Source organism: Luteibacter jiangsuensis (genome assembly GCF_011742555.1).
Classification (GTDB): Bacteria; Pseudomonadota; Gammaproteobacteria; order Xanthomonadales; family Rhodanobacteraceae; genus Luteibacter; species Luteibacter jiangsuensis.
Window position 1 is genome coordinate 41,496 of the sequence record NZ_JAAQQR010000003.1, and the last position, 13,067, is coordinate 54,562.

The window sequence follows — 13,067 nt, forward strand, 5'->3', positions numbered from 1 at the left end:
CGGGCTCGTGTGGGAGCCGCTTCAGCGGCGATGGGTGCTCGCGGCAAGCTTGCCCGCTGCCGCGGGATCGCCGGCGTAGCCGGCTCCCACAGACTCCTCGCCCCGGAAGATCAGCCCTGGATGCCCAGGCGCTTCAGCTCCAGCCGCCGCAGGAACTCCTGCATGATGCGCACGTAGAGGTCCTCGCCCAGGTAGGCGTCTTCGACACCCGCATCGATCGAGGGGTTGTCGTTCACCTCGATCACCACCGGCCGGTCGCCGACCTGCTTCAGGTCGACGCCGTACAGACCGTCGCCGATCGTCTGCGTGGCCTTGAGCGCCAGCTTCACCACCTCGGCAGGTGCCTCGCGCACCGGCACCGTGCGGAAGCCGCCGGATTTCGCCGTACCCTTGGCGCCGTGGTTGTAGATCTGCCAGTGACCGCGCGACATGAAGTACTGGCACGCATAAAGGGCCTCATGGTTCAGCACGCCCACGCGCCAGTCGAATTCCGTGTAGAGGTATTCCTGCGCGATGAGCAGCGCACTGTGCGAGAACAGTTCGCCTGCGGCTTTTTCCAGGGCCTCGCGGGTTTCCACCTTCACCACGCCCCGCGAAAACGAACCGTCCGGAATCTTGAGCACGATGGGCAGGCCCAGCCGGTCCGGCAGGTCGCGCAGCCGGCGGGTGTCGTCCCGGTAGAGGATCTCGGTGGCCGGCGTCGCCAGCTTGCGGGCGACCATGAGATCGTTCAGGAAGATCTTGTTCGTGCAGCGGAGGATGGACGTGGGATCGTCCATCACCACCATGCCTTCCTTCTCCGCGCGGTGCGCGAAGCGATAGGTGTGGTTGTCGCTCGCCGTGGTCTCGCGAATGAACAGTCCGTCGTATTCGGCCAGGCGCTGGTAGTCGTTCTTGCCGATCGGATCGACCTCGATGCCGAGGTGCTTGCCCGCCTCGATGAAGTGCTTCAGCGCCTTCTTGTTCGAAGGCGGCATCGCCTCGTTCGGGTCGACCAGCATCGCGATGTCGTAGCGGAAGCGGCGCCTCGCGCGAGGCTTGCGCCAGATCTTCCGAGAGAACTTGTCCAGGGCCTGCGCGAAGGCGTCTTCCTGTGCGTCGTCCAGCGTCTGCAGGCCCACGGCCTTGATGGACGACACCTGCCATACACGGTCGCGCTCGAATTCGATGCGCATGAGCGGGCAGGGGAACAGATCGAAGAGCTGCCTCGCAAGATCCTGCAGATCCGGATAGGCGGTTTCGCCGAAGTACACCAGGATGCCGAAATCGGTGGTGTCACGCCCGCCAGCGGGCAGGAAGTTGGCGAGCTTCTGGTTGAGGTCGTCGATGTCGAGGCCGTAGAGCGAGCGGCGGCGCAGGTCGTTCACGGTGCGCACCGAGGGGATGACCTTGTGCCCGCGCGCTTCCGCCAGCAGCGATACGTAGTAACCGGTGCCCAGGTACTTGTAACTGCGGCAGAGGTTGATGACGTGGGTACGCTCGTCGTCGCTGCCCACCGGCTGACGCAGGTAATCCATGGCGGTGACGACATCGGCGGATGGGTAATACGAGCCCCAGTCCGAGGCTTTTTCCACGACGATGACGAGCCGGCTCATGAGACCTCTGCAAGCGGCGAATGCCATTCCTTCGACCCCGCCTGGGATCGACCGTATCGCCGGTGCCGCAGTGTGAGCTTCCAGCGGCGCGACGCACAAGCCGGGCGCCGCCGGGGTTCATGAAAAAGTCATTGATCCGTGCGTCGCCGGGGTCTACAGTGCCGCGCTTGCCCGACCCGCCCCATCCCTCTCGTCCCCCATTCGCGCCGGAGTTTCCAAGCGCATGCGTCCAACCCCGGTTACCGCCGCGGTGCGCGTTCGTCGCGCCGAAGTCAGCGATCTCGACGATCTTGTCGCGCTCGAGGAATCGAGTTTCGCGCAGGATCGGCTGAGCCGCGCCCAATATCGAAAGCACCTCGACAGCGAGAGCGCCCTGGTGCTCGTGGCAAGCGCCAATCATCGCCGCTTCCTGGGCACGGCCGTGGTGTTCTTCCGCAAGGGCACGACCGTTGCGCGGCTCTATTCGCTGGCCTCGAGTCCGCAGGCACAGGGCAAGGGTGTGGGCACGGCGCTCGTCGAGGCCTCGGAGGAGGCGGCGCGCGCGCGCGGGTGTCGCGCATTGCGACTGGAAGTGCGCAAGGACAACGCTGTGGCCATAAGGCTTTACGAGCGGCTGGGTTACACGCGCATCGGCGAGTATGCGAAGTACTACGCCGACGGCGCCGACGCGTTCCGTTTCGAAAAGCAGCTTTGAGCGGCCCCGAGGCTATACTGGCGTTCGTTCAAAGGAGTTGCCCATGCGCCGACTCATCCTGCCCGTTGCCCTCGCCGTCACCGCAACCGCCCTGACCGGCTGCGGCAACAAGGGCCCGCTGTACCTCCCGCCGCCGCCCGCGGCCGGCGCCACGGCCACGCCGCAGGCTGCCTCTCCTGTCAGGAGCGATGACGCGCACGCGCCGCCGCCGGCGAGCACGTCCAGCCAGCCGTTCAACTCCGTCATCCATCCGTAGAACCGCAATGCCCTCCCGATTCACCAAGATGCATGGGATCGGCAACGACTTCGTCATCGTCGACTGGCGGGAAGACCCGCCCCGCGTCCCGAATGCGGCGCGCGTGGCGGCGCTGGCCGACCGTCACACCGGCATCGGCTTCGACCAGCTGATCAGCATCGAAGCGGCGCGCGACCCATCCTGCGCCTTCTATTACGGCATCTGGAACGCCGACGGCTCGCCGTCTGGCCAATGCGGCAACGGCGTCCGCTGCGTGGCGGCGTGGCTGTACCGCGACGGCGCCATCGATCGGAACACCGACGTTCGGCTGGAAAGCCCCTCCGGCCCGGTGACGGTTCGCGTGCTGGACGAGGGCACGGTGGTGGTCGACATGGGCGAGCCCGACTTCGACCCTGCATCCCTCCCGCTCGACCTGCCGGCGCATGCGACCTACACCGTGCATGTGGACGGCGAGGACGTGACCTTCGGCGCCGTCTCCATGGGCAATCCGCACGGGGTGGTGTTCGTCGACGACGTGTCCGATCCCCGGGTGGATCGCCTCGGCCCGCTGCTCACGTCGCACCCGGTCTTTCCCGAGGGCGCCAACATCGGCTTCGCACAGCGACTGGGACCGGACCGTATCCGTCTGCGCGTGCACGAACGCGGCAGCGGGTGGACACGCGCCTGCGGAACCGGCGCCTGCGCGGCCGCGGCGGTCGCCCATGCGCTGGGTCTTGCCGCTCCGGTCGTCGCCGTGGAACTGCCCGGCGGCACGCTCACCATCGAATGGCACGGGCCCGGTCGCACCTTGTGGATGACGGGCCCCGCCGCCTTCGTCTTCGAAGGCGAAGTGTGAAGGCGGAAGGCGCAGCGCGCTTTCCACAGACTTGCTAAGTTACCCGCAGGCATTCCGAGGACATCCCCATGACCGACACCACGATCGACGGCGCCATCGAGCCAGCCACCGTGGCGTCCTACCTGCGGCAGCACCCGGACTTCCTGGTCGCTTATCCCGAACTGGCGCACGAACTGGTGCTGCCGGGCATGAACGGCAACGCGTCGTCGCTGGCCGTGCACCAGTTGCGCGGCCTGCGCGAAAAGAACGCCGAGCTGGAAACGCGGCTGAAGGAACTGACCGCCGTGGCCGGCGACAACGAGAAACTGATGCGTCGCGTGCACGGCCTGATGCTCGCGCTGCTGCGTGCCGGCGGCATCGAGGACACCGTGCGCCAGGTAGTCCGCCGCCTCACCGACGACTTCCAGTCCGAGCGCATCCGCCTCGTGTTCTTCGGCGATCTGGCTGGCCTGCCCGATGAACCGTGGCTCCTGCGCGAGCCACACGGCGCCGCCGGTCTGCCGGAGTTCGCATCCTTCCTGGAACACGGCGACCCCGTGGCCGGTCGCCTCGCACCCGACAAGCTGCATCGCCTGTTCGGCGAGGCGGCGCCGGAGGTTCGCTCCGCCGCGCTCATGCGCGTGGGCAACGACGCCTTGCTCGCCATCGGCAGCGCCGATCCGGACCGCTTCCACCCGGGCATGGGCACATTGTTCCTGGACATGATCTCCACCACGGTCGGCTCGGCGATCGAACGGGCGCGGAAGGTGGCGTGAGCCCCCGCGCCGCCGTCGAGGCCTTCCTCGGCCATTTCGCCGCCGAACGGGCGCCCTCGGCCCACACCCTCGCGGCGTACCGGCGCGACCTGGACAAGCTCCTGGCCTTCATGGAGGAAGAGGGCCTGGACAGCTTCGACCGGCTCACGCCCGACCGGATGCGAACCATGATCGCGCGCCTGCACCGGCCGCCGCCGGGCAGGGGGGGCAAGGCCCGCGAAGGCCTCGAGCCCACCAGCATTCAGCGCCTGCTGTCCGCCTGCCGCACGCTGTTCCGGTACCTGAGCCGGGAAGGTCGCCTGGATCATGACCCCGCCGCGGGCGTCCGCGGCCCCAAGGTGCGGCGCAAGCTGCCTCAGGTGCTCGACGCCGACGAGGCGAAGGAGCTGGTGGAAACCAGCCTGGGCGGGCCTCTGGCGCCGCGCGACACGGCGATGATGGAGCTGTTCTACTCAAGCGGCCTGCGCCTTTCCGAGCTCTGCGGCCTGCACTGGGGCGACCTGGACCTGGAAGACGGGCAGGTCCGGGTGCTCGGCAAAGGCCAGAAGACGCGCATCCTGCCCGTGGGGCGCTTTGCCGTGGCCGCCTTGAAGGCGCTGGCCGCCTTGGGCGGCGCCGGGCCCGGCCAGCCGGTGTTCAAGGGCCGGGACGGGGCGTCCATCAGCCCCCGCACCGTGCAGCAACGGCTGGCCAAGCTGTCCAGTGGCCAGGCGAAACGGGTGCATCCGCACATGCTCCGGCACACCTTCGCCAGCCACATGCTGGAGTCCTCCGGCGACTTGCGTTCGGTGCAGGAACTGCTCGGCCACGCCGACATCGCCACCACGCAGATCTACACCCACCTCGATTTCCAGCACCTCGCGAAGGTGTACGACGCCGCGCATCCCAGGGCCAAGCGGAAGACCCGCCCGTAGCGGCCGCGATCCTGTGGGAGCCGCTTCAGCGGCGATGGGTGCTCGCGATTGCCCTTGCGGGAAGCGCGCTGGAGCGCAAACGGGCGGTCGCGACAAAGTGGCCCGCTGCCGCGGGATCGCCGCCGTGGCCGGCTCCCACAGGGTGCGCTCCTTGGGTCGGGACCGGAGCACCCCCACCTCTGGCCTCTCCCCCAAGGAACGCACTATGGAACCGATGCACGCCACGACCATCGTCTGCGTCCGCCGCGACGGCAAGGTCGTCATCGGCAGCGACGGGCAGGTCACCCTCGGCAATACCGTCATGAAAGCCAACGCCCGCAAGGTCCGCCGGCTGGGCAAGGGCGACGTGCTGGCCGGCTTCGCCGGTGCTACGGCGGATGCCTTCACCCTTTTCGAGCTGTTCGAGGAAAAGCTGGTCAAGCACGGCGGCAATCTCACCCGCTCGGCCGTGGAAATGGCGAAGGAATGGCGCACCGACCGCCGCCTGGGTCGCCTGGAGGCCATGTTGGCCGTGGCGGACAAGGATGCCTCGCTGCTCATCTCGGGCAACGGCGACGTGCTGGAACCCGAGCACGGCCTCATCGCCATCGGCTCTGGCGGCCCCTACGCCCAGTCGGCGGCCTTGGCCCTGATGGAAAACACCGAGCTGGATGCCCGCACGATCGTGGAAAAAGCGCTCAAGATCGCCGGCGATATCTGCATCTACACCAATCACAACTATTCGATCGAAGAGCTCTGAGCCGATGTCCGAACTCACTCCCCGCGAAATCGTCAACGAACTCGACCGCTACATCATCGGCCAGCACGACGCCAAGCGCGCCGTGGCCATCGCGCTGCGCAACCGCTGGCGCCGCATGCAGCTGGATCCGGGCATGCGCGACGAGGTCACGCCGAAGAACATCCTCATGATCGGGCCCACCGGCGTAGGCAAGACAGAGATCGCACGCCGCCTCGCCACGCTGGCCAACGCGCCGTTCGTGAAGGTCGAAGCCACGAAGTTCACCGAAGTGGGCTATGTCGGCAAGGATGTGGAGTCGATCATCCGCGATCTCGCCGATGTCTCCTACAAGCTGCTGCGGGAGCAGGCCAAGAGCCGCGTGCGCAGCCAGGCCGAGGACGCCGCGGAAGACCGTCTGCTCGACGCGCTGCTTCCCCGGCGCCAGGCGAGCGGCTGGGACGACACCGGCAGCGCCGCGCCCGCCATCGACAGCGACACCCGCCAGAAGCTGCGCAAGCAGCTGCGCGAAGGGGCGCTGGACGACCGCGAGATCGAGCTGGATTTCGCCATGAACGTCGGCGTGGAGATCATGACCCCGCCCGGCATGGAGGAAATGAGCCAGCAGCTCGGCAAGATGTTCCAGAACCTCGGCGGCCAGAAGGCGCAGAAGCGGAAGATGACCATTCGTCAGGCCCGCCCGCTGCTGGTCGAGGAAGAGGCCGGCAAGCTGCTCAACGACGAGGAACTGCGCAGCCGCGCGGTGGAATCCGCCGAGCAGAACGGCATCGTCTTCATCGACGAGATCGACAAGGTGGCGCAGCGCTCCGAGTGGGGCGGGGCCGGGGTGAGCCGTGAAGGCGTGCAGCGCGACCTGCTGCCCCTCGTGGAGGGTTCCACCGTTTCCACCCGCTACGGGTCGATCAAGACGGACCACATCCTGTTCATCGCCTCGGGAGCGTTCTCCCTGGCGAAGCCCTCGGACCTCATTCCGGAGTTGCAGGGCCGCCTGCCGATCCGCGTGGAGCTCAATGCCCTCTCGGTGGACGACTTCAAGCGCATCCTGCGCGAGCCGAACAACGCGCTGACCAAGCAATATGTTGCGCTGCTCGATACCGAGGGCGTGTCCCTGGAGTTCACCGATTCGGGGATCGACCGGCTCGCCGACGTCGCCTTCCAGGTGAACGAGCGCACCGAGAACATCGGCGCCCGCCGCCTGCACACGGTGATGGAGAGGCTCCTGGAGCGCATTTCCTTCGAAGCTGCGGACAAATCCGGCGAAAAGTACCTGATCGACGACGAATATGTCGACAAGCATCTGGGTTCGCTGGTCAAGGACGAGGATCTCAGCCGTTACATCCTCTGAACACCGGAGGGGACCCCCTCTGCTAAACTATTGACGTATATGGGCAAGGTTATCCAACTCAAAACCAACGGCCAGCGAGCGACCCTGCGCGAAGCGCAGGACAACAAGCAGCTGGTGCGTCTGTGGCGCAGCGAACTCGAGCACGGCAGCTTCTGCGGCTATGTCGGTGGAGTCGGCCGCGAGTTCTTCCTGTTGTGGGTGGTCGGCGACGGTGTCAGCTATGACGGCATGTACATCATGCGGCACCGCGACATCTCGGAATTCGAGGCGCCTGACAAACACGCGGGCTTCCTCGAGAAGGCCCTGGCGATGAAAGGCATCCAGCCGACACCGCCGGCCGACTTCCCGCTCGACGACATCTCGCAGGTCGTGCAGGCCGCCGCGGCGCATGCGCCGGTCATCGGCGTGCACGTCGACAGCGAGGACGAGTCCGAGGTCTGCTACATCGGCCGCGTGGTCAGCGTGGAAGACGAAGGTTTCAACATGCAGGAAATCACCCCCGACGCGGAGTGGCTGCGCGAGCCCTCGTTCTTCGCATGGGACGAGGTGTCCACGGTGAGCATGGAAGACGCCTACGCCATGGCCCTCCTGGCAGTCGCCGGCGATCCGCCTCCGCTGGAGCAGGGCACCGGCGACGGCTTCGGTCGCGCGAACTGACCCTGTGACGAATATTGCGATGGCGGTGAACTGTGGGAGCCGCTTCAGCGGCGATCCCGCGGCAGCAGGCCAGGTCGCCGCGAGCTCCCATCGCCGCTGAAGCGGCTCCCACAAGAAGCACGCCGTGTCCCACCCCCGCCCCACCGACATCGTCCTCCACGCCACGTCGCGCATCCTCGAAGTGGCGTTCGACAACGGCGAGCGGTTCCGCCTTCCGTGCGAATACCTTCGCGTGAATTCGCCGAGTGCCGAGGTGCAGGGCCACGGCCCGGGTCAGAAGGTTCTGGTCTCGGGCAAGCGCGAGGTCGGCATCGCGGCGCTGGAACCCACGGGCCACTACGGCGTGTTGATCCGCTTCGACGACGGCCACGCCAGCGGCATCTTCGGCTGGGACACCTTGTACGAACTCGGCCGGGCCTACGACACGGCGTGGCCCGCCTACCTCGCCGAACTCGAGGCGAAAGGGCTTTCCCGCTAGGGAAAGGCAAGCCGATGAAAGCCGCACTCGCTTCGACGACGTATATTGGCGCGTCATACCGCGCATTCCGGAGCGAACCAGCATGACGCGAATCGTCGTCGTCGGCAGCATCAACATGGATCTGGTCACGCTTTCGCCGCGTTTCCCCGATCCGGGCGAAACGCTCACCGGCGATCGTTTCCTGACTATTCCCGGCGGCAAGGGCGCCAACCAGGCCGTGGCCGCTGCCCGCCTGGGTGCGAACGTGTCGATGGTCGGCTGTGTCGGCGACGATGCCTTCGGCAAGCAGCTGTACGAAGGGCTGGTGGCGGAGGGCGTCGATGTCGCCCATGTCACCCGCGTGGAAGGCGTCGGCAGCGGCACGGCATCCATCACGGTCGCCGGCGGCGAGAACAGCATCGTCGTGGTACCTGGCGCCAATGGCCGGGTCACTCCCGCGCAGGTGGAAGCTGCTCGCGACATCGTGCGCGGCGCCGATGCCGTGCTCGTGCAACTGGAAATTCCCCTCGACGCCGTCGAGGCCACTCTGCGCGTCGCGCAGGAGGAAGGCGTTCCGGTGATCCTCAACCCCGCCCCAGCGCAGCGCCTGCCCGCCGAATGGCTGTCGCGCCTGCGTTTCCTCACGCCGAACCAGCACGAGCTGACCACGGTGCTCGGCGCGCAAGGCGAAACGGATTTCCAGGAACTCATCCGCCGTGCGCCCTGCCCGGTCGTCCTGACCCGCGGCGAGGACGGCGCCTGGTTCCGCGAACAGGGCGAACCGCCGCGACACCAGCCGGGCTTCAAGGTCGAGCCGGTGGACAGCACCGGCGCCGGCGACACCTTCAACGCCGCGCTCGCGGTCTATCTTTCGGAAGGCCTCGACACCGCCGTGCGCAAGGCATGTGCCGCCGCCGCCATCGCCGTGTCGCGCCTGGGCGCGCAGGCCGGCATGCCGCGCGCCGACGAGGTGGACGCTTTCCTGGCTTCGCAATCGTGAGACGCAGCGGACTCCTCCACGCCGAACTCAACCGGGTGGTGGCGGCCATGGGCCACACCGACACGCTGGTGATCGGCGACGTCGGCCTGCCCGTACCGCCCGGCGTACCGTGCATCGATCTTGCCGTGGTTCCGGGCACGCCGTCCTTCGGGAGCGTGTTCGACGCCGTTTACGCGGAGCTTGCCGTCGAACGCGCGACGGTGGCCCGCGAGATCCACCAACGAAACCCTGCGATGGTGGCGCTGGTGGCCCGGCTTCGTGGCGACGGCATCGCCGTGGACGAAGTCGCCCACGACGACCTGAAAGCGCTATGCGCACGCGCGGTGGCCGTGGTGCGTACCGGCGAAACCTCGCCGTACGCGAATGTCATCCTCCATGCGGGCGTCACCTTCTGATGAACACGCCGCTCGTCCGGATGCATGGCATCCACAAGTCCTTCGGTCCGGTGAAGGTGCTGGAGGGCGTGGATTTCGAGCTGCTGCCCGGCGAAGTGCACGCGCTGATGGGTGAGAACGGCGCCGGCAAATCAACGCTCATGAAGATCCTCACCGGTATCCACGCGCCGGATGCGGGCGGCATCGAGGTAGACGGCAAGGCCGTGACGATCGCCACGCCGGCCGATGCCGAAAAATACGGCATTGCGATCATCCACCAGGAACTGAACCTGATTCCCTCGCTCAGCGTGGCGGACAATCTGTTCCTCGGCCGCGAGGTCCACCGCTTCGGCCTGCTTGATCGCCGCGCCATGAAACGGCGCGCCACGGAATGGCTGGCACGCGTGGGCATGGAGCGGCTCGACCCCGGCACGCTCGTCGAGCGCCTGTCGGTCGGCCAGCAGCAGATGGTGGAAATCGCACGCGCGCTCGGCCAGGAAGCGCGGGTGCTTATCATGGACGAGCCCACCGCCGCCCTGACCGAACACGAGACCGCCACACTCTTCAAGCTTATTCGCGAATTGCGCGAGCAGGGCAAAGGCATCGTCTACGTGTCGCATCGCATGGAAGAAATCTTCGCCGTCTGCGACCGCATCTCGGTACTGCGCGACGGCCAGTTCGTCGGTACGCGCCCGATACCGGGCCTGGGATTCGACGAAGTGGTGAAGATGATGGTCGGGCGCACGCTCGACACGCGCTACCCCGCGCGCACGCCGAAGATCGGGGAGGTTCGGCTGAAGGCCGAGCATATCGGCGGCGGGCCGGTGCACGACGTGAGCTTCGAACTGCATGCCGGCGAAGTGCTCGGTGTGGCCGGGCTGCTGGGGGCGGGCCGCACCGAACTCGCGCGGCTGATCTTCGGCCTGGACCGGCGCTCGTCGGGCAAGGTCACACTCGACGGCGTGGAAGTGACACCGAAATCGCCCAGCGAAGCCATCCACGCCGGTTTCGGCTTCGTCACTGAAGACCGCAAGGCGCAAGGCCTGGTACTAGACCTCAGCCTGCGCGAAAACGTGAGCCTCCCGCGCGTTCCGGCCCACGCGGGCCTCGTCGATCGTCCGGCGGAGAAGAGGCAGACACGCGGACTCATCGATGCGCTGAAGATCCGCACGCGCGACATGGAACTGGAGGCCCGCTCACTCTCGGGCGGGAACCAGCAAAAGGTGGTGCTTGCGAAATGGCTGGCGCTGAAGCCGCGCGTGCTCATCCTCGACGAACCCACGCGCGGCGTGGACGTCGGCGGCAAGGCCGAGATCTACCACATCATCAACCAACTCGCGGAGCAGGGCGTCGCCATCCTCATGATCTCCTCGGAACTGCCCGAGGTGCTGGCCATGAGCGACCGCATCCTCGTGATGCACGAAGGCCGCGCCACAGCCCTGCTCGACGCCCATGGCGCCACGCAGGAAGCCGTAATGACCGCCGCGACCGGAGGCAAGTGACATGACGTTGCATTTCGACCGGAGCCGGGCCACCACGCTCCTCCAGCGCCTGGGCTCGGTGATCGGCCTCGTGCTCCTTTTCATCGTGCTCTCGATCATGAGCCCCGACTTCCTCACGACGGGCAACCTGCTCACGGTGCTGCGCCAGGTCTCGATCAACGCGTTGATCGCCTTCGGCATGACCTTCGTGATCCTCGCGGGCGGCATCGATCTTTCCGTCGGCGCGATTCTCGCGCTGACGGGCGCGGTGACCGCCGGTCTGATGGCCGCCGGTCACGGCATGCTGCTGGCTGCGAGCGCGGGGCTGGGGCTCGGCCTCGTTCTTGGCATCGTCAACGGTGCGCTGGTCTCGTGGGGACGTGTCGCGCCGTTCATCGCCACGCTCGGCACGATGACGCTATTGCGCGGGCTCACGCTGTCGTATACGCAAGGCAGCCCGATTCCGGTGACGAACACCGGTTTCGCCCTGATCGGCGGTGGCTACGTCGCTCACCTGATCCCACTGCCCGTCATCTGGATGTTCGCCGCCTTCCTCGTATGCGGCTTCCTGCTGCGCGGCACCGTCTTCGGCCGCCACGTCATGGCGATCGGCGGCAACGAGGAAGCGGCGCGTCTCTCCGGCGTGCGCATCTCGCCGATGAAGCTGGCGATCTACGGTCTCTCGGGGCTGCTTTCGGCATGTGCCGGCATCGTACTGACCTCGCGCCTGTACTCCGCGCAGGCCACCGCCGGTGCCGGCTACGAACTCGACGCGATCGCAGCGGTGGTGCTCGGCGGCACGAGTCTGTCCGGTGGCCGCGGCTGGCTGTTCGGCACGCTCGTCGGCGCGCTGCTGATTGGATTCCTCAACAACGGCCTCAACCTGCTGGGCGTCAGCTCGTTCTACCAGCAGGTCGTCAAGGGCATCGTCATCCTGATCGCCGTCCTGCTCGACAGGCGGCAGTGAACCACGAGGTACTTCCCATGCGCATACCAGGTCTCCTTACCGCCGCGGCGGTCACGTTGCTCGCCGGCTGTTCCCAACAAGGGCCGGGCGAATCGGCTCCTGCCGCCGCCGGCACGGCCGCGGGCACCGCTTCCTCAGGGAAGCCGGTGGTGGGCCTCGCGCTCTCCACACAGAACAATCCGTTCTTCGTCGAACTGAAGGACGGCGCGCAGAAGGCGGCGAGCGCTGCCGGTGTGAACCTCCTGGTCGTGGATGCGCAAGACGACCCGGCGCGGCAGATCTCCAGCGTGGAAGACCTGATCCAGCGGCACGTGTCGGTGATCCTGCTCAATCCCACCGATTCCTCGGCGCTCGCCGGTGCGGTGCAGTCGGCGCAACGCGCCAACATCCCCGTGGTGACGCTTGATCGCGGCGTCGACGGGGCCGACGTCGCGTCGCATATCGCTTCCGACAACGTCGCCGGCGGCAAGATGGCAGCCGACTACCTGGCCAAGGCACTCGGCGGAAAGGGCAACATCATCGAATTGCAGGGTGTGGCCGGCACCTCCGCCGCACGCGAGCGCGGCAAGGGCTTCGACGATGCGATCGCCGGCACCGGCATGAAGATCGTCGCCAGCCAGCCCGCAAACTTCGACCGTGCACAAGGCCTGTCCGTCAGCGAGAACCTGCTGCAGGCCCATGGCGATGTGCAGGCGATCTTCGCCCAGAACGACGAAATGGCACTCGGCGCGGTTCAGGCGCTTGCGGGCAAGAACAAGAAGGTTCTCGTCGTGGGCTTCGACGGCACGCCCGACGGCAAGACCGCCGTGCAGAACGGAACGATGGCGGCAACGGTAGCCCAGCAACCCGAGGAAATCGGCAGGCTCGGCGTGGAAACGGCGAAGAAGCTGATCGACAAGCAGCCGGTGGAGAAGTCGATCGCGGTGCCGTTGAAGCTGTTGACGAAGGAATAGAGCCATCCCCTCCCTGGGAACTCCGCTCCCGGCGACAAAGCCGCTGTT

Annotated in this window: 15 protein-coding genes; 14 read left to right on the forward strand and 1 reads right to left on the reverse strand. The window is 66.9% G+C overall.

What is annotated here, in order from left to right; translation table 11 throughout:
- Positions 1–110 precede the first annotated feature (110 nt).
- The gene (locus HBF26_RS07015) at positions 111–1,595 is read right to left on the reverse strand and encodes a RimK family ATP-grasp domain-containing protein (protein WP_167124495.1); all 1,485 of its coding nucleotides are present in this window, start codon (positions 1,593–1,595) and stop codon (positions 111–113) included.
- A 223-nt stretch (positions 1,596–1,818) separates the two neighbouring features.
- Between HBF26_RS07015 and HBF26_RS07020 the strand changes: the two genes are divergently transcribed.
- From HBF26_RS07020 to rbsB, 14 genes are all read left to right on the forward strand, one after another.
- Positions 1,819–2,289, forward strand: coding sequence for a GNAT family N-acetyltransferase (locus HBF26_RS07020; RefSeq protein WP_167029597.1), 471 nt, complete (start codon positions 1,819–1,821; stop codon positions 2,287–2,289).
- Between the two features lie 43 nt (positions 2,290–2,332).
- Positions 2,333–2,545 carry an LPS translocon maturation chaperone LptM gene (lptM, locus tag HBF26_RS07025; RefSeq protein ID WP_167124497.1) on the forward strand — a complete coding sequence of 71 codons (213 nt, stop codon included), beginning with the start codon at positions 2,333–2,335 and terminating at the stop codon, positions 2,543–2,545.
- A gap of 7 nt (positions 2,546–2,552) precedes the next feature.
- Entirely contained in the window at positions 2,553–3,380 is an 828-nt protein-coding gene (gene dapF / locus HBF26_RS07030; RefSeq protein WP_167124499.1) for a diaminopimelate epimerase, read from the forward strand.
- 68 nt (positions 3,381–3,448) lie between these two features.
- The gene (locus HBF26_RS07035) at positions 3,449–4,135 is read left to right on the forward strand and encodes a DUF484 family protein (protein WP_167124501.1); all 687 of its coding nucleotides are present in this window, start codon (positions 3,449–3,451) and stop codon (positions 4,133–4,135) included.
- On the forward strand, positions 4,132–5,049 hold the full coding sequence (locus tag HBF26_RS07040) for a tyrosine-type recombinase/integrase (RefSeq protein WP_167124503.1): 918 nt from the start codon (positions 4,132–4,134) through the stop codon (positions 5,047–5,049). Before HBF26_RS07035 ends, HBF26_RS07040 begins: the two co-directional genes overlap by 4 nt.
- Before the next feature lie 205 nt (positions 5,050–5,254).
- Positions 5,255–5,788 (forward strand): ATP-dependent protease subunit HslV, encoded by a 534-nt coding sequence (gene hslV, locus HBF26_RS07045; RefSeq protein WP_167124505.1) that lies wholly within the window; start codon positions 5,255–5,257, stop codon positions 5,786–5,788.
- 4 nt (positions 5,789–5,792) lie between these two features.
- Positions 5,793–7,130 carry an ATP-dependent protease ATPase subunit HslU gene (gene hslU / locus HBF26_RS07050; RefSeq protein WP_167124507.1) on the forward strand — a complete coding sequence of 446 codons (1,338 nt, stop codon included), beginning with the start codon at positions 5,793–5,795 and terminating at the stop codon, positions 7,128–7,130.
- 39 nt (positions 7,131–7,169) lie between these two features.
- On the forward strand, positions 7,170–7,787 hold the full coding sequence (locus HBF26_RS07055; protein ID WP_167124509.1) for a hypothetical protein: 618 nt from the start codon (positions 7,170–7,172) through the stop codon (positions 7,785–7,787).
- A gap of 124 nt (positions 7,788–7,911) precedes the next feature.
- Complete coding sequence (locus HBF26_RS07060) at positions 7,912–8,265, forward strand: gamma-butyrobetaine hydroxylase-like domain-containing protein (RefSeq protein ID WP_167124511.1); 354 nt, start codon at positions 7,912–7,914, stop codon at positions 8,263–8,265.
- A gap of 82 nt (positions 8,266–8,347) precedes the next feature.
- On the forward strand, positions 8,348–9,244 hold the full coding sequence (rbsK, locus tag HBF26_RS07065; RefSeq protein WP_167124513.1) for a ribokinase: 897 nt from the start codon (positions 8,348–8,350) through the stop codon (positions 9,242–9,244).
- Complete coding sequence (gene rbsD, locus HBF26_RS07070; RefSeq protein WP_167124515.1) at positions 9,241–9,639, forward strand: D-ribose pyranase; 399 nt, start codon at positions 9,241–9,243, stop codon at positions 9,637–9,639. The genes rbsK and rbsD overlap by 4 nt, the downstream gene beginning before the upstream one ends.
- Positions 9,639–11,120 (forward strand): sugar ABC transporter ATP-binding protein, encoded by a 1,482-nt coding sequence (locus HBF26_RS07075; RefSeq protein WP_167124517.1) that lies wholly within the window; start codon positions 9,639–9,641, stop codon positions 11,118–11,120. Before rbsD ends, HBF26_RS07075 begins: the two co-directional genes overlap by 1 nt.
- A 1-nt stretch (position 11,121) precedes the next feature.
- Positions 11,122–12,066 (forward strand): ABC transporter permease subunit, encoded by a 945-nt coding sequence (locus HBF26_RS07080; RefSeq protein ID WP_167124519.1) that lies wholly within the window; start codon positions 11,122–11,124, stop codon positions 12,064–12,066.
- A gap of 17 nt (positions 12,067–12,083) precedes the next feature.
- Positions 12,084–13,019, forward strand: coding sequence for a ribose ABC transporter substrate-binding protein RbsB (gene rbsB / locus HBF26_RS07085; RefSeq protein ID WP_167124521.1), 936 nt, complete (start codon positions 12,084–12,086; stop codon positions 13,017–13,019).
- Positions 13,020–13,067: the final 48 nt, after the last annotated feature.

Bases quoted from the DNA above. Each gene is read 5' to 3' on its own strand.
- HBF26_RS07020 (WP_167029597.1), top strand. From the start codon at position 1,819: ATGCGTCCAACCCCGGTTACCGCCGCGGTGCGCGTTCGTCGCGCCGAA.
- rbsK (WP_167124513.1), top strand. From the start codon at position 8,348: ATGACGCGAATCGTCGTCGTCGGCAGCATCAACATGGATCTGGTCACG.
- HBF26_RS07015 (WP_167124495.1), bottom strand. From the start codon at position 1,595: ATGAGCCGGCTCGTCATCGTCGTGGAAAAAGCCTCGGACTGGGGCTCG.
- lptM (WP_167124497.1), top strand. From the start codon at position 2,333: ATGCGCCGACTCATCCTGCCCGTTGCCCTCGCCGTCACCGCAACCGCC.
- hslV (WP_167124505.1), top strand. From the start codon at position 5,255: ATGGAACCGATGCACGCCACGACCATCGTCTGCGTCCGCCGCGACGGC.
- HBF26_RS07055 (WP_167124509.1), top strand. From the start codon at position 7,170: ATGGGCAAGGTTATCCAACTCAAAACCAACGGCCAGCGAGCGACCCTG.
- dapF (WP_167124499.1), top strand. From the start codon at position 2,553: ATGCCCTCCCGATTCACCAAGATGCATGGGATCGGCAACGACTTCGTC.
- hslU (WP_167124507.1), top strand. From the start codon at position 5,793: ATGTCCGAACTCACTCCCCGCGAAATCGTCAACGAACTCGACCGCTAC.
- rbsB (WP_167124521.1), top strand. From the start codon at position 12,084: ATGCGCATACCAGGTCTCCTTACCGCCGCGGCGGTCACGTTGCTCGCC.
- HBF26_RS07075 (WP_167124517.1), top strand. From the start codon at position 9,639: ATGAACACGCCGCTCGTCCGGATGCATGGCATCCACAAGTCCTTCGGT.
- HBF26_RS07035 (WP_167124501.1), top strand. From the start codon at position 3,449: ATGACCGACACCACGATCGACGGCGCCATCGAGCCAGCCACCGTGGCG.
- HBF26_RS07080 (WP_167124519.1), top strand. From the start codon at position 11,122: ATGACGTTGCATTTCGACCGGAGCCGGGCCACCACGCTCCTCCAGCGC.